Annotated in this window: 21 protein-coding genes; 14 read left to right on the forward strand and 7 right to left on the reverse strand. The window is 68.3% G+C overall.

The genetic code is table 11. The annotated features are described in order from the left end of the window. Window positions 1-15: 15 nt before the first annotated feature. The 4 genes from AC07OX_RS09765 to AC07OX_RS09780 all read right to left on the reverse strand — a co-directional run bounded on the left by AC07OX_RS09765 (window position 16) and on the right by AC07OX_RS09780 (window position 5101). Window positions 16-1698 carry a sensor histidine kinase gene (locus AC07OX_RS09765; protein ID WP_487850006.1) on the reverse strand — a complete coding sequence of 561 codons (1683 nt, stop codon included), beginning with the start codon at window positions 1696-1698 and terminating at the stop codon, window positions 16-18. 377 nt (window positions 1699-2075) lie between these two features. After that, the gene (locus tag AC07OX_RS09770) at window positions 2076-2546 is read right to left on the reverse strand and encodes a hypothetical protein (protein WP_062470870.1); all 471 of its coding nucleotides are present in this window, start codon (window positions 2544-2546) and stop codon (window positions 2076-2078) included. A gap of 378 nt (window positions 2547-2924) precedes the next feature. Further along, window positions 2925-4271 (reverse strand): DUF5666 domain-containing protein, encoded by a 1347-nt coding sequence (locus tag AC07OX_RS09775; RefSeq protein ID WP_495260488.1) that lies wholly within the window; start codon window positions 4269-4271, stop codon window positions 2925-2927. Further along, window positions 4268-5101, reverse strand: coding sequence for a DUF6502 family protein (locus tag AC07OX_RS09780; RefSeq protein WP_095950009.1), 834 nt, complete (start codon window positions 5099-5101; stop codon window positions 4268-4270). The genes AC07OX_RS09775 and AC07OX_RS09780 overlap by 4 nt, the downstream gene beginning before the upstream one ends. 354 nt (window positions 5102-5455) lie before the next feature. On the opposite strand from AC07OX_RS09780, the gene AC07OX_RS09785 reads away from it, so the two are divergent. Both AC07OX_RS09785 and AC07OX_RS09790 read left to right on the forward strand, forming a co-directional pair. Then, window positions 5456-6409, forward strand: coding sequence for an alpha/beta fold hydrolase (locus AC07OX_RS09785; protein ID WP_495260487.1), 954 nt, complete (start codon window positions 5456-5458; stop codon window positions 6407-6409). Continuing rightward, window positions 6406-6723: an antibiotic biosynthesis monooxygenase family protein gene (locus AC07OX_RS09790; RefSeq protein ID WP_492694916.1), complete on the forward strand. Its 318-nt coding sequence runs from the start codon at window positions 6406-6408 to the stop codon at window positions 6721-6723. Before AC07OX_RS09785 ends, AC07OX_RS09790 begins: the two co-directional genes overlap by 4 nt. A gap of 4 nt (window positions 6724-6727) precedes the next feature. Here the strand turns inward: AC07OX_RS09790 and AC07OX_RS09795 are convergent, their stop codons facing one another. Both AC07OX_RS09795 and AC07OX_RS09800 read right to left on the reverse strand, forming a co-directional pair. Continuing rightward, complete coding sequence (locus tag AC07OX_RS09795; protein WP_495260486.1) at window positions 6728-7444, reverse strand: FadR/GntR family transcriptional regulator; 717 nt, start codon at window positions 7442-7444, stop codon at window positions 6728-6730. A gap of 74 nt (window positions 7445-7518) precedes the next feature. Continuing rightward, on the reverse strand, window positions 7519-8844 hold the full coding sequence (locus tag AC07OX_RS09800; protein WP_495260485.1) for an MFS transporter: 1326 nt from the start codon (window positions 8842-8844) through the stop codon (window positions 7519-7521). A gap of 185 nt (window positions 8845-9029) precedes the next feature. On the opposite strand from AC07OX_RS09800, the gene AC07OX_RS09805 reads away from it, so the two are divergent. Continuing rightward, the gene (locus tag AC07OX_RS09805) at window positions 9030-9587 is read left to right on the forward strand and encodes an ureidoglycolate lyase (protein ID WP_495260890.1); all 558 of its coding nucleotides are present in this window, start codon (window positions 9030-9032) and stop codon (window positions 9585-9587) included. 140 nt (window positions 9588-9727) lie between these two features. Then, window positions 9728-10090, forward strand: coding sequence for a hypothetical protein (locus tag AC07OX_RS09810; RefSeq protein WP_495260484.1), 363 nt, complete (start codon window positions 9728-9730; stop codon window positions 10088-10090). Window positions 10091-10252: 162 nt separating this feature from the next. Here AC07OX_RS09810 and AC07OX_RS09815 read toward each other — a convergent pair whose 3' ends face one another. Further along, on the reverse strand, window positions 10253-10459 hold the full coding sequence (locus tag AC07OX_RS09815; protein WP_062470893.1) for a hypothetical protein: 207 nt from the start codon (window positions 10457-10459) through the stop codon (window positions 10253-10255). Between the two features lie 145 nt (window positions 10460-10604). On the opposite strand from AC07OX_RS09815, the gene AC07OX_RS09820 reads away from it, so the two are divergent. From AC07OX_RS09820 to AC07OX_RS09865, 10 genes are all read left to right on the forward strand, one after another. Beyond that, window positions 10605-12200, forward strand: a complete 1596-nt coding sequence (locus AC07OX_RS09820) for a methyltransferase regulatory domain-containing protein (RefSeq protein WP_495260483.1) — start codon at window positions 10605-10607, stop codon at window positions 12198-12200. A gap of 61 nt (window positions 12201-12261) precedes the next feature. Then, a complete protein-coding gene (gene ggt, locus AC07OX_RS09825) occupies window positions 12262-13998 on the forward strand; it encodes a gamma-glutamyltransferase (RefSeq protein WP_307694365.1) in 1737 nt (578 codons plus the stop codon). A gap of 61 nt (window positions 13999-14059) precedes the next feature. Then, on the forward strand, window positions 14060-14800 hold the full coding sequence (locus AC07OX_RS09830; protein WP_495260482.1) for a pseudouridine synthase: 741 nt from the start codon (window positions 14060-14062) through the stop codon (window positions 14798-14800). Window positions 14801-14905: 105 nt separating this feature from the next. Then, window positions 14906-15919 carry a YncE family protein gene (locus AC07OX_RS09835; RefSeq protein WP_062470897.1) on the forward strand — a complete coding sequence of 338 codons (1014 nt, stop codon included), beginning with the start codon at window positions 14906-14908 and terminating at the stop codon, window positions 15917-15919. Then, on the forward strand, window positions 15903-16733 hold the full coding sequence (locus tag AC07OX_RS09840) for a polysaccharide deacetylase family protein (RefSeq protein WP_495260481.1): 831 nt from the start codon (window positions 15903-15905) through the stop codon (window positions 16731-16733). Before AC07OX_RS09835 ends, AC07OX_RS09840 begins: the two co-directional genes overlap by 17 nt. Window positions 16734-16749: 16 nt before the next feature. Then, window positions 16750-17724, forward strand: a complete 975-nt coding sequence (locus AC07OX_RS09845) for a sterol desaturase family protein (protein WP_492685042.1) — start codon at window positions 16750-16752, stop codon at window positions 17722-17724. 56 nt (window positions 17725-17780) lie between these two features. Beyond that, window positions 17781-18683 (forward strand): EI24 domain-containing protein, encoded by a 903-nt coding sequence (locus AC07OX_RS09850; protein ID WP_139703609.1) that lies wholly within the window; start codon window positions 17781-17783, stop codon window positions 18681-18683. Beyond that, window positions 18680-19480, forward strand: coding sequence for a competence/damage-inducible protein A (locus tag AC07OX_RS09855; protein WP_167394999.1), 801 nt, complete (start codon window positions 18680-18682; stop codon window positions 19478-19480). The genes AC07OX_RS09850 and AC07OX_RS09855 overlap by 4 nt, the downstream gene beginning before the upstream one ends. Window positions 19481-19627: 147 nt before the next feature. Further along, window positions 19628-21043, forward strand: coding sequence for a type I glutamate--ammonia ligase (gene glnA, locus AC07OX_RS09860; protein WP_062470904.1), 1416 nt, complete (start codon window positions 19628-19630; stop codon window positions 21041-21043). A gap of 233 nt (window positions 21044-21276) precedes the next feature. Then, on the forward strand, window positions 21277-21804 hold the full coding sequence (locus AC07OX_RS09865; RefSeq protein WP_062470907.1) for a hypothetical protein: 528 nt from the start codon (window positions 21277-21279) through the stop codon (window positions 21802-21804). Window positions 21805-21808 lie beyond the last annotated feature (4 nt).

Raw genomic sequence — 21808 nt, forward strand, 5'->3', positions numbered from 1 at the left:
CGTGCTTTTGGGGGCTCAGATGGGGATTTCGATCAGCACCTCGGTGCCGCCGCCCCGGCACCGGCTGACCTGCGCGCGGCCTCCGAGCGCCGCTGCGCGGTCGCTGAGGGAGCGTGGCCGGAAGGGCGCGAAGTTCTCTTCGTCGCCTTCGTTCTCGATGCGCAGGTGCAGGCAGCCATTGCGGCAGCCGATGCGCACGCTGCCGCGGCGGGCCTGCGTGTGCTTGCAGATGTTGTTCAGGCCTTCGCCCACCATCTGCAGAACCTCCGCGGTCATGCGGTCGTCAAGACGCACGTGGCCTTCGACGTTCACCGAAATCTCGATGCCGTAGAGCCCCTGGATGCGGGCGGCCTGGCTGTACAGCTGGTGCAGCACGAGGCCGCACGAACTTTCCGGGCCGGCCTTGACCGCGCCCGCGAAGCGCCGCAGGTCGGCGATCACGCCGCTCGCCACCTCGGCGAGCTTGTCCAGGTCCTCGAGCAGCGGGTTGTCCGCGGCGGCCTTCTTGCGCAGGGCGCACAGGCCCATGCGCAGCCCGATGTAGGGTTGCACGGCCGTGTCGTGCAGGTCCAGCGAGATCTTCAGGCGCTCGGTCGCGGCCGCTTCCGAGGCCATGCGGTCGAGCACCTCGATGGTCTCGATGACCGGGAAGATCTGTTCCATGAGATGCGCGAGGAACAGCGCGTCGGACTTGCTGAAGTGGCCGTTGCGCGAGGAGATGAACACGCGCCCCTCGCCCAGGCGCAGCGGCAGCGCGGCGCTGATGAACGCGCGGGCCTCGAGCATGGCGGCCACGGCGGCACTGCGCTTGGCGCCGTCGCGGCCCTCGGGGCGCCAGCCGATCGCGCCGGGGCCGTGCATGTGGCTGCGCGCAAAGAAGTGGTTCAGGGGCCAGGGCAGGCGGTTGCTCAGCACGGTGTGCGGATGCTCCAGCGCCATCAGCGGCGACTCGGCGATGCCCCCGAGCGTCTCGACGCCGACGTGCTCGCAGGTGTCGTCCTTGCGCAGCGTGCGCAGGGTCCAGTTGCCGGTGGCGGTGTCCCGCGTCATGAGGATGCAGTGGCTGGCCTTGAAGAAGGCCAGCGTCTTTTCCATCGTGCGGGCGATGGTGCGGCCCGCGCCGAAGCGCGGGTTCGACAGCTGGCTGATGTCACCCAGCAGGGCCAGGCGCCGCTGCAGGATGAGCTTGGAGCCGCCCCAGTGCACGATCATGTGCCCCAGCGCCAGCAGGAAGGTCGTGCGCATCAGCAGCTGCGGCGCGTCGTCGCCCGTGCTCGTGCCGAGCCCGCAGGCGGCGAACGACGCGACCGAGACGATCGTCACGCGGGCGCCTTCCTCGAAGCCCCAGCGGAACGAGGAGGTCAGGATGGCGAAGAAATAGAACAGGAAGAACAGGCTGTGCACGCCGCCCGTCACGAAGACGATCAGCGTGAACCACATCACGTCGGACCAGTGGACCGCCTTGCCCTGGACATGGCGCCAGCCGCCCTGCGTGCAGGCGTGCACCAGCACGCTGTGCAGGAGGTATCCGCAAAAGGCCAGCCAGACCGCGCTGGCCACCGGTTGCCGCGTGGGCCCCGCATCGACCGCCATGGCCAGCACCGCCGAGATCGACAGCACCAGCCGCATGCGGGCGGCCATGAGCGCATCCGTCGACAGGCTGCTGTCGAGGCTCGGGGCGGAGACGGGGGCGCGCATGGCAAGACATCCTTCGCATGAACTGTTTCATGCACGGCAGGGGCCGACGTTCGGTGGTAACAGCCTGGCGTTCATTTCTTCGTGCCAATAACGCGGTGTATGTGAAGGTTTCACATTACTTCTTTGGTACTCGAAAGGAACCTCATGGGCGATCTGTGACGTCTGTTGCGTTTGGTTTCAATTGTGTCGTAGGCAGGCTTTTTTCATCGCTGTACGAGGCGCTTTCCCTCGGCCGGGGGCAGTCGCAGGGCAAACGGGTACCCGATTCATGGAGGTGTGGGGCGAGGGGAACGCGAGGGGCGGTGTTCGTGCGCGCCGGACGCACCGATCCCGGCGCGCCAGGGCTGGCACGCCGGGCGTTCGACCCGAACCCGGATTCAGCCCCGCCGTGGCACCAGCGCCGTCCGTCCCAGGGGCGTGACCCGCAGGACGGTGGCCTGGCGCAGCTTCTGCCGGGCGCGGCAGATCGGGGGGAGGGTGGCCTCCACCATGCCGGCGGCTTCCAGGACCGCCACGGAGTTGATCTCCGACGGGTCCTCGGTGTGCAGGGGAAAGGTCGAGTTGCCGATCCTGCGCAGGTAATCGAGCGGCATGACGCTCCATTGGGGGCGTTCTTCATGCACCGAGGCGCCGTTGCCGCAGAGCGTGGCGATCTCCGCGTGCCCCTCGTCCGTGATGGCAAAGACCTGGGCGCTTTCGTACCGCTGGTAGCCGAAGTTGTCGACATGGAACTCGGCTTCGATGAGTCCGGTGGCGACCAGCACCGAGGCATGCCGGATGTCCGCGTCCGCCGTGAGCATGACCGGAAAACGCTTGTTCATGAGCCGAAGAAGAAGGACGAGCGGCATGCGGTACTCCTCGCAATGTCAGCGGTGCCGGCTGGCCCGACGACGAACAGGCACCCGATGCGCAGCCCCGCACAGGGAGGCATCCGTCAGGCGTGGGCCTGCGATGCCAACGGGGAGCAACGGTCGCACTGAACTCGCGGGAACAGACACGGAAGCCACCAATGTAAGAAATGTGATTTTTTCACTTTAGTCCCTTTTTCGTACTTTCGCCACGAGTTTGGAGATAGATGGCCGAAGGTGCTATCCGGCCCGCGTGCGCGCAGGCCCGCCGCGATGCGGCGATATCGAGCTGGATGTGTGCGAAAGCCCGGTTTCGCCTGCCGCCAGAAGGGGCGGGCGATGCGACCGGGCGGCGGGGCGCTGCGCCGCCGCTTCAGGTCAGGGGTTGAATGTCACCCGTTGGGCGATGAGAACGCCGTCGACCACCCGGTCTCCCACGACGGTCACGCGCTGGCCGTTGGCCAGGTTCGCGGCGGTACCGTTCTCGAAGGTGGTACCCGGTCCGCTGGCGTCCACCGGCTGGCCCTGCACCCTGAAATTGGCCGAAGACTGGTAGCCGCCGATGGCCCCGATGAGCGTGAACGAGGCCGGCCCGCCCGTGCCCGGCACATGGCGGATGCGCAGCTTCTTGACGACCAGCACCCCGCCGGACATGAAGCCGTCGACCTCGACCTTCACGCCGTTGCCGAGCGAACCGACGGGGCCGCCCGTGATCTGCGCATTGGTGGCGTCCACCGGCGTGCCCAGCACCTTGAAGGCGCCGCGCGAGACGAAGTCGGTGATGTCCCCCGCCAGCTGCAGTGCGATGCCGTTGCTCGTCGGTATCGCGTACCAGCCCTGCACCTGGGTCGCCGTGAACGCGTTGCCGACCGGCGCGGTCGTGCCGCGGGCGCGCACGATGACCCCGTTGGCCAGCGACGAGGCGTCGATGCCCGCGAAGCTGGCGCCGCCATAGCTGACCGTCAGCTGGCCGAGCATGAAGGTCTGGTTTGTCGTGTTGAGGCCCTGGATGGCGCCCGTCACCAGCGGGGCGGTCAGCGTGGGCGCGGTCTGCACGCGGGTGGCGCGCAGCGTGCCCGGCGCGCCGGGCAGGCCCCACACCTGGACGAGGCTGCCGTCGGCCACGTTGGCAAGCCCGTTCGCGTCGGCCCAGACCGTGGCCGCATCGATGGTCACGTTGATGCCCATGACGACGAAGCTGCCGGCGCCCACGTCGATGCGCGAGACGGCGCCGCGCAGTTCGGCCCCCGACACGACCTGCGTCGCGATGCCGCGGGTGAAGTCGGGGTCGACCTTGCCGGCGACCCGCGCACTCATGCCGATCTGGAGTTCGGTGGCGTCCTCGACGGTGATGGTGGCCGTGTCCGTGGTGTAGCGCAGGCCGTTCAGGATGATGCTGCCCAGGCCGTCCGCGGCACCGATGCCGGCGGCGTCCGCGGTCACGCCGGTGCCGCCCGAGCCGACACCGGAGCCGTCGGTGTTGCCGTTGCTGGCGGTGTCGCCGGAGCCGCCCGTGCCGGCGTTGCCCGAGCCGGACCCGGTCCCATCCCCGCCTGTGCCCGTGCCCGCGCCGCCCGGGCTGTCACCGCCGATCGCGGTGCCGGTGCCCAGGCCCAGGTTCCCGGTCGAGGCACCACCGCCGCCTCCGCAGGACATCAACAGGGCCATGAGGCCGGCGCAGAACAGGCCCAGCAGGAGGCGGCGGGGTGTTTGGATCGTGCTCATGAGGGGCGCTCGCTTTCAGAGGACGCGGGCGGGGGCGGCGTGCCCTCGTCCTCGTAGTACGTGTAGATGCCGACACGGATTCGTCCTTCGGCGCGGGCCGGCGCGCGGCTGACCGCCTGTGCCATTTCCTGCGCGAGCTCGTGGTGCAGGGCGGACCAGCGGTCGCGCACCAGGCGGTGGATTTGTTCGCAATCGTTCAGCGACAGCCCGCGCGCGTACACCGCGCGCTCGAGCATGCGGGGCTGTTCGCCCAGCGTGTTGGCGACGGCCGCCAGCAGGTGGTCCCGGCCGTTGTCGCCCAGGAAGGCCAGCATCGATTGCAGGTCCTGCACGGGCACGAAACCGTCTGCGGTGAGCTCGGCCATGCCTTCGTTTTCGGTCACCATGTTCAGCCGGATCAGCTCGTCGAGGATGGTGCGGTGGTGCACGTTGCCACGGCTGCTCAGGCGCGCGACCGCCTCGAACGAGGGCGCCGTGTGGCCCGATGTGACGGGCAGGCGCCGGAACGAAGCGTCTTCGGTCAGCATCTGCAGCCACAGCGTGAACGTCTTGGCTGCGGCCGACAGTTCGGTGTGGGGCAGGGGGTCGACGGTGGAGCGGACCTTGGCGGTCACGGCCTTGCGGTTCAGGCCGGTGGTGACGGACAACTGGCTCAGGTTGGGTTTGGGAACGCCCTGGCTGCGCCAGGAGTGCTGCGCCTCCTCGATCAGCAGGTCGCGCAGCAACTCCTCCAGGTGGGGGTGCTTGACCCCCATCGCGAGGGCGAGCTTCACCACGGGTCGAAGGATGCGTGAGCAGGCCGCGAGGGCCCATTCCAGCCGTTGTTCCATGACGCGACGTGTGTAGTCCTGAAAGTGCGATGCCGACAGGATCGGAGGCGGCGCCCCGACCACCATCAACGCCCCATTGTCCTGCGCACCGCGCTGCAGTGAAAGCTTTGGACTGCGGTTTGACGGCCAGTGAGCCAAAGTTTCATGTTCGGGCGCGGGGCGACCGTCCGGCCGGTGCTGCCAAGGCCGATCGGCCGACGGGATGGCCAGGTTGCCTATGTCGCCCTGCAGCGTGCCCGCCGCAGGGCGCGCGCGGCCTGGACGACACCCAGGGTCGGCCCTTTCCCACATGCGGGCCCCGCGCCGGAGGCGACAAAGACACCTCTGTTTCTTTGCATGTCTCAAGGAGCCGAGATGGCCAATGCGAACCCCCGAAAGAACGACGCGGCCGGCACGACCGCCGTCACGCACCGCACGGTGCAGATCGACGGCGTCGAGGTCTTCTATCGCGCGGCCGGTCCGGTGGGTGCCCCGGTGCTGTTGTTGCTGCACGGCTATCCGTGTTCTTCGTTCCAGTACCGCGCGTTGATGCCGGCGCTGGCGGACCGCTGGCGCGTGGTGGCGCCCGATTTCCCGGGCTTCGGCTACAGCGGCACGCCCGAGGAGAACTTCGTGTTCGACTTCGATGGCTACGCGTACTTCCTCGACCGCTTCACCGCCGCGCTCGCGCTGCGTCGTTACGCGCTGTACCTGCACGACTACGGTTCGCAGATCGGCCTGCGCCATGCGATGCGGCGGGCCGGACGGGTGACGGCGCTGATCGTCCAGAACGGCGACATCTACGAAGACACGCTGGGGCCGAAGTACGCGGCGATCCGGGCGTACTGGAACGACCCGAGCGAGGCCCATCTCGCGGTGCTGGAGCGCGCCGTGAGCGAAGAAGGCTTTCGCGACGAGTTCATCGGCGAGGTGTCGTCGCGCGTGGCCCCGCGGCTCGCGCCCGATCTCTGGCGCCTTCACTGGCCGCTGATGGACACGCCCGTGCGGCGTGGCATTGCGCTGGGCCTCATGAAGGGGCTGAAGGAGAACCTGCGGTGGTTCCCGCGCTACCAGGACTACCTGCGCACGTACCGCCCGCCCACGCTGATCCTGTGGGGGCCGCAGGACGGCTACATGCCGATCGAGGCCGGCCGTGCCTACCTGCGGGACCTGCCCGACGCCCAGTTCCACGCGTTCGACGACGGGGGCCACTGGCTGCTCGAGACGCACCTGGCCGAGGTGCTGCCGCCGCTGCGCGATTTCCTGGGGCGGCACCTGCCGGTGCCGGCGTCTGCATCCACCCGGACGATCGAAGGCGTGCCGGTATGAGCGTCGCCACCATCGCGCGCATCTGGCGCGGCCGCGTCACGCCCGATCGCGCCGATGCCTACGAACGCTACCTGCTGGCTGAAGGCATTCCGCCGTTGCGCAAGACGGCGGTCGCGGTGCAGCTGTTCCGGGAAGACCGCGCCACCGAGACCGAGTTCGTCACGACCTCCTACTGGCCCGACGTGGCCGCGATGAGCGCGTTCACCGGCGGCGACCCGAATGGGGTGCATCACCTGCCGCGCGATGCGGAGTTCCTGATCGAGCTGCCCGAGCGCGTCGAGGTGCTGCGCATCGTCGTCGACACGTGGACCTGAAGCGTCAGGCCGCCGAACCTGCCTCGAGCCCCGTCGGAAAGTGCACGCCCGCGCGCTGCGCGGCCTGCACGATGTGCTGCGTCATCGCCTGCTGCGCCAGCGCCGGGTTGCCTTGCGCGAGCGCCTCGATGATCGCCATGTGCTCGTCGTAGGTGGCATGGCGCGCACCGCGCTTGTAGAAGGGCAGGCGCTGGCTCTCCTGCATCACCTCGGCGCTGTTGCGCAGGATCTCGGCGATGGCCTGGTTGCCTGCGATGCCGATGATCTGCATGTGGAAGTCGAAATCGAGCTGCGTGGCCTGCGTGAAGTCGCCGGCGTCGATGCATGCGCGCATGGCCTGTGCATTGGCACGCAGCGCCGCCAGGTCGTCCGCCTCGATGACCAGGCAGGCCAGCCGCGCGGTGAAGTTCTCGACCGCGAAGCGCAGTTGGTACACGTCCTGCAGCGAATGCGAGGTGGCGAACTTCCAGGCCGGGGAGGCGGCCGGCGGCTGTTGTCCGCCGTCCTCGGCCACGTACATGCCCTTGCCGGGGCGCGGAATGACCAGGCCCGTGCCCTGCAGCGTCGACAGCGCCTCGCGCAGCGAGGTGCGGCTGATGCCGAGCTGCTCGGCCAGGTCGCGCTGCGAAGGCAGCAGCCCGCCGGCCGCATAGGTGCCGTCCGCGATCCGCTGCTGGATCAGGCGGGCGGCGGTGGCGGCGACGGCGGGGGAGGCGAGCATGGGTGGTTTTCGGTGCGAAGTGCGGCAGTGGCGGGAGCTGGAAATCTTACTGTGGCCGCACCCCGGGGCCTTCCCTACTTGTTGACCAGCTTGGCCGGTACCGTCCAGGTGAGGAAGGCGCCGAACAGCAGCACGCCGGCCAGCACGAACAACGCGATGTCGGTGCTCTTCGTGGCGTCCTTGATCAGGCCGATCATGTACGGGCTCACGAAGCCTGCCAGGTTGGCGAAGGAGTTGATGAGCGCAATGCCCGCCGCCGCGCCCGCGCTCGACAGGATGGCCGTCGGCAGGCTCCAGAACAGCGGCGAGGTCGCCAGGCTGCCGCCCGCGGCCAGGGCCAATGCGGCCAGCGAGAGGTACACGTTGTTGCTGAAGATGGCGCTCAGCGTCAGGCCCAGCGCGCCGCAGCAGAAGGGCACGATCAGGTGCCAGCGGCGTTCGCGCATGCGGTCGGAGCTGCGGCTCACCAGCAGCATCGAGACGATCGCCACGGCGAAGGGAATGGCGGTGAGCAGCCCGATGTTGAACGCGCCCGACACGCCCGACTGGCGCACCAGCGTGGGCAGCCAGAAGGTCAGGCCGTACTGGCCCATCACCGTGCAAAAGCAGATCAGCGCCATCTTCACGATGCGGCGGTCGGCAAACAGCGCGCGCAGGGTCATGTGGCTGGTGCCGCCCTTGGTGGCGTTCTCGGCGGCGATGTTGCGTGCGAGCACGGCCTTTTCTTCGGCGGTGAGCCAGCGTGCGGCCTGGATGCTGTTGTCGAGGTACACGATGACCAGCAGGCCGATCACCAGCGAAGGCAGCGCCTCGATGAGGAACAGCCACTGCCAGCCGCGCAGCCCGCCCATGCCGTGCATGGCGTCCATGATCAGGCCCGACAGCGGTCCGCCCAGCACGCCCGACACCGGGATCGCGCACATGAACACCGCCACCATCTTGGCGCGCCGATGCGAGGGAAACCAGTAGGTGAGGTACAGGATCATTCCCGGGTAGAAGCCGGCCTCGGCCGCCCCGAGCAGGAAGCGCAGCACGTAGAACTGCGTGGGCGTGGTCACGAACATCATCGCGGCCGAGATCAGGCTCCACGTGATCATGATGCGCGAGATGGTGGCCTTGGCGCCGATGCGGTGCATCAGCAGGTTGCTCGGCACCTCGAAGAAGAAGTAGCCGATGAAGAACAGCCCCGCGCCCAGCCCGTACATGGCTTCGCTGAACTGCAGGTCGCTGAGCATGTTCAGCTTGGCGAAGCCGACGTTCACGCGGTCCAGGTAGGCGGCCACGTAGCAGAGCATCAGGAACGGCATGAGTCGCCATGCCACTTTCTTGTAAAGCGCGTTCTCCGCTGCAGCAGAGGTGGTGGCCGGCTGCAGCGGCGCATGAAGGGTGGTGGTTGACATGGCGGTCCTCGAAGGCGTCGATGGGGTGGATTAACTGGTATTACCGGTATGATTTAACGCGACCGAGACCTTAAGGCCTCATGCGCCATTGGACACTAGCGATTTCCCTGACGCCGGGAGATTGACTGAGTGGATGTATCGCAAGGATACTGGTAATACCAGTTGGACCAAAAGCCGAGGAGTTTCTGTTGACGATTGCCAGCCCCACTTTCCTGCCCCCGGCGCCGGGCACGCCCGCGACGCTTGCGCTCGTTGCGCAGCCGCTGACGCGCGAGGCCTTCGCCGCGTTCGGCGACGTCATCGAGAGCGCGCACGCCCGGGCGATGCCGATCAACGCGGGCATGACCACGCGCTTTCACGACCTGGCGCGCGTGGACCCGGGCCCCGGCGACAGCCGCGTGCTGGTGAACATCTTCGAGACGCAGCCCTACGCGCTGCCGCTGCAGGTGGGCATGCTGGAGCGCCACCCGCTGGGCAGCCAGGCCTTCGTGCCGATGGACGGCAGCCGCTTTCTCGTGGTGGTGGCGCCGGCGGGCGACACGGTGCGCGTGGAAGACATCCGCGCCTTCGTCACCGACGGGCGGCAGGGCGTGAACTACGCGCGCGGGGTCTGGCACCACCCGCTGGTGGTCACGCAGCAGCCGGCCAGCTTCGTGGTGATCGACCGCGGCGGGGCCGGGCCGAACTGCGACGAGATTCTGGTGCCGCCGGCGTGCGTGGTGCGCGTCAGCCTGGCGGGCTGAGCGCGCGCCATCCCTGCGGCCATCGCCCGGCGGCTGCGCCAGCGTCGCAGGCACCGCGACGCCGACTTGCGGCCATTGGCGAAAGAGGCCTACACCACCGGGAACGCCCCGGTGAAACCTTCGGGCCATGGGTGAACGCCATGCGCAATCCAACGAAATCGATGTTTGCCGGAAGCCTTGCCATCGGGGTCTTGGGCGTCGCGGCGCTCGTTGCCGGGCCGGCTGCCGCGCAGTCGGCCGACAAGCCGCCGCCACCGCCGGTCAAGCCGCAAGCGCAACCTGGGCCCGATCCCGAATTCCTAGTGAAGCCGCCGCCCCATGGCCATCCGCGGCTGGTGAAGCCCGCGCCGCCCGACCGCGACCCCGGCATGGTGAAAAAGCCGCCAGTGGACGCCAAGCCGGCCGGCGAGGACAAGCCCCGCGTGGACGACCCCGGAGCGCCCTCGCGCCAGGACGACTGCCGGGGCACCGCTGAGGACTGCAGGCAGAACTCCCCGCGCTGACGCCTTGAACGGAAGAACACGCCTCGCCATGAAATGGTCGAGTCGCCGGGCTACCTGCGCAAGACCTGCGACCGCGAGAGCGGGTTGGCGCTCATCGACGTCGACGCCTGAGCGGTGCGGCCGGGCGTCAGCCCTGCGTGATGAGGTGGGTGGTGCAGTGACTCACTGGCACTGGAACAGCACGCCGGATTCGGCCGGTGCCTTGCCGAGCCACTTCGGCTCCTGGCTCTTGGCGCTGCAGTAGTCCGAGGCCTGGGTGTAGGTCATGGCACGCAGCACACCGTCGCGGAAGGGAACGATCTGGTTGGGCGGCGTCGAGCAGCCGGCAATGACCAAAGCCAGGGGAAACAGTGTGATGCGCCAGTTCATCGGGCCATTCTAAAGAGGTCGTGCAAGCGCCGAAGTCCGTGGCCAGGGCAGGGCGGGTCGGCCTGCGCCTGCTTCTTTTTGCGAGGGCACGGGGCTATAGTCTGCGAGCACTGCTGCAGCCCCTTCCGATCCCCAAAGGACGTTCGTGCCGGACTCTCTGACTTCCACGCTCACCAGTTACTACGATGCGGTGCCCTACGACTCGCACCCGTTTCCCCAGTCCGCCGTGGAGCACCTGGAAGCCCTGGCCTTCCTGTTCGGGCTCGAGGCGCCGCCGCCGCACAAGGCGCGCGTGCTCGAGCTGGGCTGCGCCGCCGGCGGCAACCTGATTCCCTTCGCGACGCGCCATCCGCAGGCGCGCGCGGTGGGCGTGGACCTGTCGCGCGTGCAGGTGGCCCAGGGCGCTGCGGCGCTCGACCACGCGGGGCTGTCGAACATCGAGCTCAAGGCCTTCAACATCGCCGACATCGACGCCTCGTTCGGCCTCTTCGACTACATCGTCTGCCACGGCGTCTACAGCTGGGTGCCGGGGCCGGTGCAGGACGCCATCCTGCGCGTGTGCGCCGAGAACCTGGCGCCGGGCGGCGTGGTGTACGTGAGCTACAACGTGTACCCGGGCTGGAAGGCGCGCGAGATCGTGCGCGACGCGATGATCCTGCGCGGCGGCCCGCGTGACACGCCCGAAGAAAAGCTGTCGTACGCGCGCGGCATGCTCGAGTTCCTCGAACAGTCGGCCCGGCCCGACAGCGTGCTGCGCAAGACGCTCGAAGAGACGATGCCGATCGTGCGCAACTCCGGCAACTACTACCTGCTGCACGAGTTCCTCGAGCCCTGCAACGAGCCCTGCTACTTCAAGGAGTTCGTCGCGCGTGCCGAGGCGCGCGGGCTGGCCTACCTGTGCGACGCCGAGCCCTCGACCATGTTCGTGCAGAACTACGGCGAGAAGGTGCGCGACCCGCTGCTGCGCGAGTGCGGCGGCAGCCAGGTGATGATGGAGCAGTACCTCGACTTCCTCGTCAACCGCACCTTCCGCCAGACGCTGCTGGTGAAGCAGGGCAACGCCGCGAACATCCGTTACCGCCTCGAAGTGCCCCGCCTGCGCGCGCTGGAATTCGCCGGCGTCTTCCGCGTCGATGGCGGCGAGGCGCTCACCATCGACACCCGCGAGCAGCCCTGCACCGCGCTGCGCGACCTGAAGGTCACGTTGCGGCTGCCGGCGCACAAGGCGGTGGCGCAGGCGCTCGACGCGAGCTATCCGTGCTCGATGTCGACCGAGGCTTTGCTCGCGGCCGTGGTGACGCTCACCGGCGAGCCGCGCGCGGCCGTCGAGCCCATCGTGCTGGCCATGCTCGAGGAGCTGCTGATCCTCGGCGCGCTGCGCATCCGGCGCACGCCGGTGTCGGCGGCTGCTTCGGTGTCGGCGCTGCCGCAGGTGCTCGCCCCGGTGCGCCGCGCGCTGGCCGGCGTGCCCGCGTCGCAGGCGGCGGCCGTGCTCTGCAACCAGTGGCACGAGCCGGTGTCGCTCACGGTGCTCGAACGCAGCCTGCTGCCGCTGCTCGACGGGGCGCACACGCACGAGGCGCTGGCCGCCTTCCTGCTCGACGAGGTGCGCGCCGAACGCCTGCGCTTCCTGAAGGACGACCAGCCGCTGACCGACCCGTCGGCGCTGCACGCCTTCGCGCAGGAGCAGGTGGCGCAGGCGCTGCAGAGTCTGCGGCGCAAGGCGCTGCTCACGGCCTGACGTCCCACTTTCCATTCACCCCTCCCTCATTCTTCATCCAACGCACAGAGGAGACTTTTCCATGCAGCACTTCAAGTGGACCCCCACCCTGCGCGCCGCCGTCGCGGCCGCGCTCACCCTGGCGGCGGCCGGCGGCTCGCAGGCCGCGTCGCAGGCGCCGGTGGCGGCCGAACACGGCATGGTCGTGAGCGCGCAGCACCTGGCCAGCAAGGTCGGCGTCGACGTGCTCAAGCGCGGCGGCAACGCGGTCGATGCGGCCGTGGCCGTGGGCTATGCGCTGGCGGTGGTGTACCCGGCGGCGGGCAACCTGGGCGGCGGCGGCTTCATGACCGTGCAGCTGGCCGACGGCCGCAAGACCTTCCTCGACTTCCGCGAGAAGGCCCCGCTGGCCGCCACGGCCAACATGTACCTCGACAAAGATGGCAACGTCGTCAAGGGCCTGAGCACCCACGGCCACCTCGCCGTGGGCGTGCCGGGCTCGGTGTCGGGCATGGAGTACGCGCGCGAGAAGTACGGCACCATGAAGCGCGCCGACCTCATCGCCCCCTCGGTCCAGCTGGCCGACAAGGGCTTCGCGCTGGAGCAGGGCGACATCGACATGCTGCTCACCGCCACCAACGACTTCAAGAAGGACCCGGTCTCCGGCGCCATCTTCCTGAACAAGGGCGAGCCCTTCGCGGTCGGCCAGAAGCTGGTGCAGAAAGACCTGGCCAAGACGCTGCGCGAAATCAGCGCCAAGGGCACCGACGGCTTCTACAAGGGCTGGGTCGGCAAGGCGATCGTGGCGTCGAGCCAGGCCGGCAAGGGCATCATCACGCAGGCCGACCTCGACCAGTACAAGACGCGCGAACTCGCGCCGGTCGAGTGCGACTACCGCGGCTACCGTGTGGTGTCGGCGCCCCCGCCGAGCTCGGGCGGCGTGATCATCTGCGAGATGCTCAACATCCTGGAGGGCTACCCGCTCAAGGACCTGGGCTTTCGGTCGGCGGAGTCGGTGCACTACCAGATCGAAGCCATGCGCCACGCCTACGTGGACCGCAACAGCTACCTGGGCGACCCCGACTTCGTGAAGAACCCGCTCGACCGCCTGCTCGACAAGGGCTACGCCGCCAAGATCCGCGCCGCCATCGACCCCAAGAAGGCCGGTGTGTCCAAGGACATCAAGCCCGGCGTGGCGCCGCATGAAGGCAGCAACACCACCCACTACTCGATCACCGACAAGTGGGGCAACGCGGTCTCGGTCACCTACACGCTGAACGACTGGTTCGGCGCCAAGGTCACGGCCGACAAGACCGGCGTGCTGCTGAACAACGAGATGGACGACTTCACCTCCAAGATCGGCGTGCCCAACATGTACGGCCTGGTGCAGGGCGAGGCCAACGCCATCGCCCCCGGCAAGCGTCCGCTGAGCTCGATGAGCCCGACCATCGTCTCCAAGGATGGCAAGCCGGTGTTCGTGGTCGGCACGCCCGGCGGCAGCCGCATCATCACGGCCGTGCTGCACACCATCCTGAACGTGGTCGACTACGGCATGAACGTGCAGGAAGCCGTCGATGCGCCGCGCTTCCACCAGCAGTGGCTGCCTGATGTCACCAACGTCGAGACCTTCGCGATCAGCCCCGACACCCGCAAGATCCTGACCGACATGGGCCACAACCTGGGCGTGCCGCAGCCGGCCAACCACTTGGCGGCGATCATCGTCGGCGCGCCCTCGCTGGGCGGCAAGCCGGTGGGCGCGAACCGCTTCTACGGCGCCAACGACCCCCGTCGCAACACGGGCCTGGCAGCAGGCTACTGAACCTGCGGCACACTCGAAGGCGGTCGTGCCCCTGTCGGCACGGCCGCTTTTTTCATTTTTCATGCACCTGCAAGACATCCTCTATACCCAGGGCTTCGGCACCCGCCGCGTGTGCGCGGGCCTGGTCCAGCAAGGCCACGTGAGCATCGCCGGCGTGGCCGTGACCGACCCCTTTGCCGACCTCGACCCCGAAGGCCTGCGGTTCACCGTGCAGGGCACCGAGTGGGCCTGCCACGAGAAGGCCTACCTGATGCTGCACAAGCCGGCCGGCACCGAGTGCTCGCAAAAGCCCTCGACCTACCCGAGCATCTACACGCTGCTGCCGTCGCCGCTGCGCCTGCGCCCCAACAAGGGCGCGGTGCAGGGCGTGCAGGCCATCGGCCGGCTCGACCAAGACACGACCGGCCTGCTGCTCCTGACCGACGACGGCCAGTTCATCCACAAGATGGGTTCGCCCAAGCACCATGTGCCCAAGGTCTACGAGGTGACGGCCAAGCACCCGATCGACGAGGCGCAGATCGCCAAGCTGCTGGCCGGCGTGGTGCTCGACGACGACCCGAAGCCCGTGCGCGCGGCCGCCTGCGAGTCCGACAGCCCGCTGCACCTGCGGCTCACGCTCACCGAGGGCAAGTACCACCAGGTCAAACGCATGCTGGCCGCGGTCGGCAACCGGGTCGAGGGGCTGCACCGCTCGCGCATCGGCGGCCTGGCGCTGCCGGACGACCTGGCGCCGGGGCAATGGCGCTGGCTCACGGCCGAGCAGGTGGCCCAGTTGCGGGCGCCCGTGCCCCGCGCCGCTTGACATAGGTCAAGGCGCCGGGCGCAACAGCGGGTGAGGGGGCGCCGGCGGTCAGCTGTTTGTCGGGTTCGACCGTTAAGATTGTTAACCCTCTCCCGGAACCTTCCCTTGCGACTCCCTGCCCGCCCGAACGGCCGCATCGCGGCCTTCTTGCTGTCCTGCCTGTGCCTGACAGCCCTGGTGACCCTCCCCGCCGCGGCGGCGCCGCCGGCTCCTCCACCGGTTTTCGTGCTCAATTCGCTGGACGCCAGCGTGAGCGTGATCAACCCGGTCGACTGGACCGAGAAGCAGCGCATTCCCACCGGCAAGGAGCCGCACCACATCTACATGACGCCCGACGAGAAGTCGGTCATCGTGGCCAATTCGGCGGGCGATTCGCTCACCTTCCTGGACCCGCGCACGGCCGAGGTGCAGCGCGTGGTGTACGGCATCATCGATCCGTACCAGCTGCAGTTCTCGCGCGACATGAAGTGGTTCGTCACGGCGGCCAACCGCCTGAACCACGTCGACGTGTACCGCTGGGACGGCAAGGACCTGAAGCTGGTCAAGCGCATCGCCACCGGCAAGACGCCCAGCCACATCTGGATCGACAACACCAGCACCGTGGCCTACGTCACCATGCAGGACAGCGACGAGCTGATCGCGGTCGACCTGCCGACGCAGACCATCCGCTGGCGCATGGCCACCGGCGCCATGCCGGCCGACATCTTCGGCGCCCACAACGACAAGACGCTGCTCGTGGGCCTCACCGGCAGCGACGGTGTGCAGGTGTTCGACGTGGCCGGCGCCCAGCCCAAGCTGGTCGGGAAGATCCCCACCGGCAAGGGCGCCCACGCCTTCCGCTCGGCCGGCGACGGCAAGACCGTGTTCGTGAGCAACCGGGTCGCCAACACCATCAGCCGCATCGACCTGACCACGCTGAAGGTCGTTGCCACCTACAACGTGCCCGGCGGCCCCGACTGCATGGACGTGTCGGCCGACGGCAAGACGCTGTACGTGACCTCGCGCTGGGCCAAGAAGCTCACGGTGGTCGATCTCGCGAGCCAGAAGGTCGTGCGGCAGATCAACGTCGGCCGCTCGCCGCACGGCGTCTGGACCCTCGACCATGCCAAGCGCATCTGAGCGCGTGCGCGGCTTGCGCACCGCCGGGGTGGCCTTCGCCGTCGCGGCGCTGGCCTGCGCCACCGTGCCGGCGGCCGGGGCCCAGGAAGCCGCCGCCTGCGACAAGCCGGTCTACCTGACGCTGGACACCGGCCACATGGGCATCGCCCCGCTGGTGGCCGACGTGCTCAAGCGCCAGGACGTGCGCGTCACCTTCTTCGCCGCCGCCGAGCGCACCCAGACCGACGGCGACAGCCTGGACGACCACTGGGCGCCGTGGTGGAAGGCGAGGGCGGCCGAAGGCCACGAGTTCGGCTCGCACACCTACGACCACGCCTACTGGCGCGGCGACGTCAAGGGCACGCCGCCCAGCTTTCGCATCAAGCCGTCGGCCGGCCCGCAGACCGGCAAGGAGTCGGTCTGGAGCGCGGCCCAGTACTGCGCCGACATCCGCAAGTCGTCCGACCGGCTGGCCGCCATCACCGGCAAGAAGCTGCTGCCGCTGTACCGCGCGCCGGGCGGCAAGACCTCGCCCGCTTTATTGGCGGCCGCCAGGGACTGCGGCTACGCGCACGTGGGCTGGTCGCCCGCCGGCTTCCTGGGCGACGAGCTGCCCAGCGAGGCCTTCAGCAATCAGAAGCTGCTGGCCCAGGCGCTGGCAGGCATCCGCCCCGGCGACATCCTGCTGGCGCACCTGGGCATCTGGTCGCGCAAGGACCCGTGGGCGCCCGCCAACCTCGAGCCGCTGATCGTCGGCCTGAAGGCCAAGGGCTTCTGCTTTCGCACCCTGCGCCAGCATCCGGACTACCGCGCCTGGATCGCCTCCCATCCTTGATTCCTGAGTTTTCGCCGTGATCGACTGGTTGACCGACGTTTTTTCCGCCATGCAGGGCTGGCTCTTCGAGACCGCCGTGCAGCCGCTGGTGTACGCCATCGGCCTGGGCGGCTGGGCCGAGGACGCCTTCGACGCCACCGGCTGGCTGCTGGTCGGCGTGATCCAGATCCTCGTGCTGCTGGCCGTCATCGGCCCGCTGCAGCGCTGGCGCGCGGTCGAGCCCATGACCGACCGCCGCGCCATCCGCACCGACGTGCTCTACACGCTGATCCACCGGCTGGGCCTGTTCCGGCTGGCGCTGTTCTTCACGCTGCAGCCCCTGTTCGACGACCTGCTCGGCAGCCTGCGCATGGCGGGGTGGGGCACCTTCCACCTGGACGAGGCCTGGCCCGGCGTGACCGACGTGCCGTGGGTGGCTTTTGCCATCTACCTCGTGGTGCTCGACTTCGTCGGCTACTGGATCCACCGCGGCCAGCACCAGTTCAACTGGTGGTGGAGCCTGCATTCGCTGCACCACTCGCAACGCCAGATGACGATGTGGAGCGACGACCGCAACCACCTGCTGGACGATGTCATCCACGACACGCTCATCGTCATCGTGGCGCAGCTGATCGGCGTGGCGCCGGGCCAGTTCATCGCCGTCGTGGCCTTCACCCAGCTCAGCGAGAGCCTGCAGCACGCCAACCTGCGGCTGAGCTTCGGGGCCATCGGCGAGCGGCTGTGGGTCAGCCCGCGCTTTCACCGGCTGCACCACAGCATCGGGCTGGGCCACGAGTCGCACGGCCGGAGCACGCTCGGCGGCCACAACTTCGGCGTGCTGCTGCCCTGGTGGGACATGCTCTTTCGCACCGCCAACTTCGAGAACCGCTACGACCCGACCGGCATCCGCGACCAGGTCGAGCCCGGCGCCGACGGTCGGCCGCGCGACTACGGCCAGGGCTTCTGGTCGCAGCAGTGGCTGGGGCTGAAGCGGCTGTTCGGCCGCGCCTGATCCACCCGCAGGCCCGGCGGCTGGCGGGCCGGGGCCTTGCGCTATCCTCGAACCTCATGCGCCTGCTCCTCGACTCCTTCTGGCGCGCGGTGGCCTATTGCATGCTCCCGCGCGTGATCGTGCTGTCGCTCCTGCCATTGGCGCTCATGGTGCTGCTGGCCGCAGGGCTCGGCTACTTCTACTGGGACGCGGCTGTCGCCTGGACGCGCGAGGCCCTCGACGCCTGGCCGCTGCTGTCCAGCTTCTGGGCCTGGATCGGGCGCCTGTTCTCCAGTGACGTCACGGCCGCGCTGGCGCCGCTGGTGGTGGTGTTCGGCGTCACGCCGCTGATCGTCGTGCTGTCGCTGCTCATCGTGGCCGGCTTCATGGCGCCGGCGCTCACCAAGCTCGTGGCCGAACGGCGCTTTCCCACGCTGGAGCAGAAGAAGGGCGCCTCCTTCTTCGGCAGCGTGCTGCGCTCGCTCGGCGCCACCGTGCTGGCGCTGATCGCGCTGGTGGTGTCGATGCCGCTGTGGCTCATTCCGCCGCTGGTGCTGATCCTGCCGCCGCTGATCTGGGGCTGGCTCACCTACCGCGTGATGAGCTTCGACGCGCTGGCCGAGCACGCCAGCCCCGAAGAGCGCGCCGCGCTGCTGCGCGCCCACCGCCTGCCGCTGCTGTGCATCGGCGTGCTGTGCGGATACCTGGGCGCTGCGCCGAGCATCGTCTGGGCCTCGGGCCTGCTGTTCGCCGCCGCCTTCTTCGTGCTGGTGCCGATCGCCATCTGGATCTACACGCTGGTCTTCGCTTTCTCCGCGCTCTGGTTCGCGCACTACTGCCTCGACGCCCTGACCCAGCTGCGCGCCCAGCGCGCGGCGCAGCAGCCCGCGGCCGGCAGCGGCGACGCGCAGCAGACGCTCGAGGCGGCCGAAGCCACCGAGGCCAACAAGGCCGCTCTTTCTCAATGGAGTTCTCCATGACACGCGCATTCGGTCTCATCGTCGTCGGCGACGAGATCCTTTCCGGCAAGCGGGCCGACAAGCACATGGCCAAGGTCATCGAGCTGCTGGCCGCGCGCGGCCTCCAGCTGGGCTGGGCCGAGTACGTGGGCGACGAGCCCACGCGGATCACCGCGGCCCTGATGCGCGCCTTCGCCTCGGGCGACATCGTGTTCTCGACCGGCGGCATCGGCGCCACGCCCGACGACCACACCCGCCAGTGCGCCGCCCAGGCCCTGCGCGTGCCGCTGGCGCTGCACCCCGAGGCCGAGGCGCTGATCCGCGAGCGGATGCAGGACACGGCCCTGGAGCAGGGCGTGCCCTACGAACCCGACCGGCCCGACAACATCCACCGCCTGAACATGGGCGTGTTTCCGCAGGGCGCGTCGATCATCCGCAACCCGTACAACAAGATCCCGGGCTTCAGCGTCGAGCACGTGCATTTCGTGCCGGGCTTTCCGGTCATGGCCTGGCCGATGATCGAGTCGGTGCTCGACAGCCGCTATGCCGATCTGTTCACCCGCAACGCCATCGCCGAGAAGTCCGTGATCGTTTTCGGTGCGATGGAAGCCACCCTCACGCCGCTGATGCAGGCCATCGAGCAGGCCCACGCCGGCATCAAGGTGTTCAGCCTGCCCAGCGTGGATCACCCCCAGTACGGGCGCCACATCGAGCTGGGCGTCAAGGGCGACCCCGCGAAGCTCGATGCCGCCTATGGCCAGCTCATCGAAGGCCTGCACACTTTCGATGCGAAGCTCGGCCCCGAATTGGTGCGTTAATCTGCATTGCACCAATTTGGTGATTTTTTCCTTTTCCGGCAGCCCCTGGGCCGTCACCCGGGCCTCATCCGGCGGGGTGACAATGGCACAGAAACTGCATCCTCCCGTCCCTGTATTCCTAACCACCATCCAACTCAGGAGAAACTGATGGCAAAGACCGTCGCCGATGTACTCAAGCTCGTCAAGGAAAACGAGGTCAAGTTCGTCGACTTGCGCTTCACCGACACCCGCGGCAAAGAGCAGCACGTGACCGTGCCCGTGTCGCACTTCGATGAAGACAAATTCACCTCGGGCCACGCGTTCGACGGTTCGTCCATCGCCGGTTGGAAGGGCATCGAAGCCTCGGACATGCAGCTCATGCCCGACCCGAACACCGCCAACATCGACCCCTTCTTCGAAGAAACGACGCTGATCCTGACCTGCGACGTGATCGACCCGGCCGACGGCAAGGCCTACGAGCGCGACCCGCGTTCGCTCGCCAAGCGCGCCGAGGCGTACATGAAGGCTTCCGGCCTGGGCGACACCGCCTACTTCGGACCGGAACCCGAATTCTTCGTGTTCGACGGCGTGCGCTGGAAGAACGACATGTCGGGCTGCTTCGTGAAGATCGAGTCCGAAGAAGCCTCGTGGAACACCGACAAGGAGTTCGAGCACGGCAACAGCGGCCACCGTCCCGCAGTCAAGGGCGGCTACTTCCCGGTGCCCCCGGTCGACAGCTTCCAGGACATGCGCTCGGAAATGAGCCTGGTGCTCGAATCGCTGGGCATCCCGGTCGAAGTGCATCACCATGAAGTGGCCAACGCCGGCCAGCTCGAAATCGGCACCCGCTTCAGCACGCTGGTGCAGCGCGCGGACTGGGTCCAGCTGCAGAAGTACGTGATCCACAACGTGGCCCACGCCTATGGCAAGACCGCCACCTTCATGCCCAAGCCCATCGTCGGCGACAACGGCTCGGGCATGCACGTGCACCAGTCGGTCTGGAAGGACGGCAAGAACCTGTTCGCCGGCGACGGCTACGCGGGCCTCTCGGACTTCGCGCTGCACTACATCGGCGGCATCATCAAGCACGCCCGTGCCCTGAACGCCATCACGAACCCCGGCACCAACAGCTACAAGCGCCTGGTGCCCGGCTTCGAAGCCCCGGTGAAGCTGGCCTACTCGGCCAAGAACCGTTCGGCCTCGATCCGCATCCCGTTCGTGGCCAACCCGAAGGGCCGCCGCGTCGAAGCGCGCTTCCCCGATCCGCTGATGAATCCGTACCTGGGCTTTGCCGCGCTGCTGATGGCCGGCCTGGACGGCGTGGAAAACAAGATCCATCCGGGCGAAGCCGCCAGCAAGGACCTGTACCACCTGCCGCCGGAAGAAGACGCGCTGATCCCGACCGTCTGCCACAGCCTGGACCAGGCCCTGGAGCACCTGGACAAGGACCGTGCGTTCCTGACCAAGGGCGGCGTGTTCACCGACTCGTACATCGACGCGTACATCGACCTCAAGATGCAAGAAGTCACGCGCTTCCGCATGGCGACGCACCCGGTCGAATTCGACATGTACTACTCGCTGTAAGCGGCTCGCCCCCAGGCTGCGCGCACTTCGTGTCGCTTCGCCAACCCCCTACCGGGGGCAACACCTGCGGCCCGGCAAAGCCGGTTCCGCGGTGTTTCGCGAAGGGCGCGAGCCTGATGAGTAAGACAAAAGGACGGCCCCGGCCGTCCTTTTTCCTTGGTGCGGAACACCCTGTCGTGAGCGGGCCCGAATTGCATCAAAATGCGCGTTTGTCGCGCCCTCTCCGGATCCAAATGAAGACTGCTTCCCTGATTTTCCTGGCCGCCGCCTCGTTCGCCACCGCCACGGCGGCGCTCGCGCAAGAGCGCGTCTGGCGCTGCGGCAACGAGTACACCAACAACGCGACCGTGGCCCAGCAAAAGGGCTGCAAGATCATGGAAGGCGGCAACGTCACCGTCGTGCAGGGCACGAAGCCTTCGGGCGGCGGTGGTGGCAGTGCGTCGTCGTCGGGCTCGGGCGGTTCGGCCGCGCGCGCCCCGGCGGGCAGCCCGCGCGTCGAAGGCGTCGACCAGCGCGCCCGCGACGGCGAGGCGCGCTCGGTGCTCGAGGCCGAGCTGCGCAAGGCCGAGGCCCGCCAGACCGAGCTCAAGAAGGAATACAACAACGGCGAGCCCGAGAAGCAGGGCAGCGAAGGCCGCAACTACCAGAAGTACCTGGACCGCGTGGCCGAGATGAAGGCCGAACTCGCGCGCAACGAGAGCGACATCGCCGGCATCCGCCGCGAAATCGGCCGCCTGCCCGGCAAGCCGCAAGCGCAGTAAGCGG

It is taken from the genome of Variovorax sp. GW821-FHT09D07 (assembly GCF_059416345.1).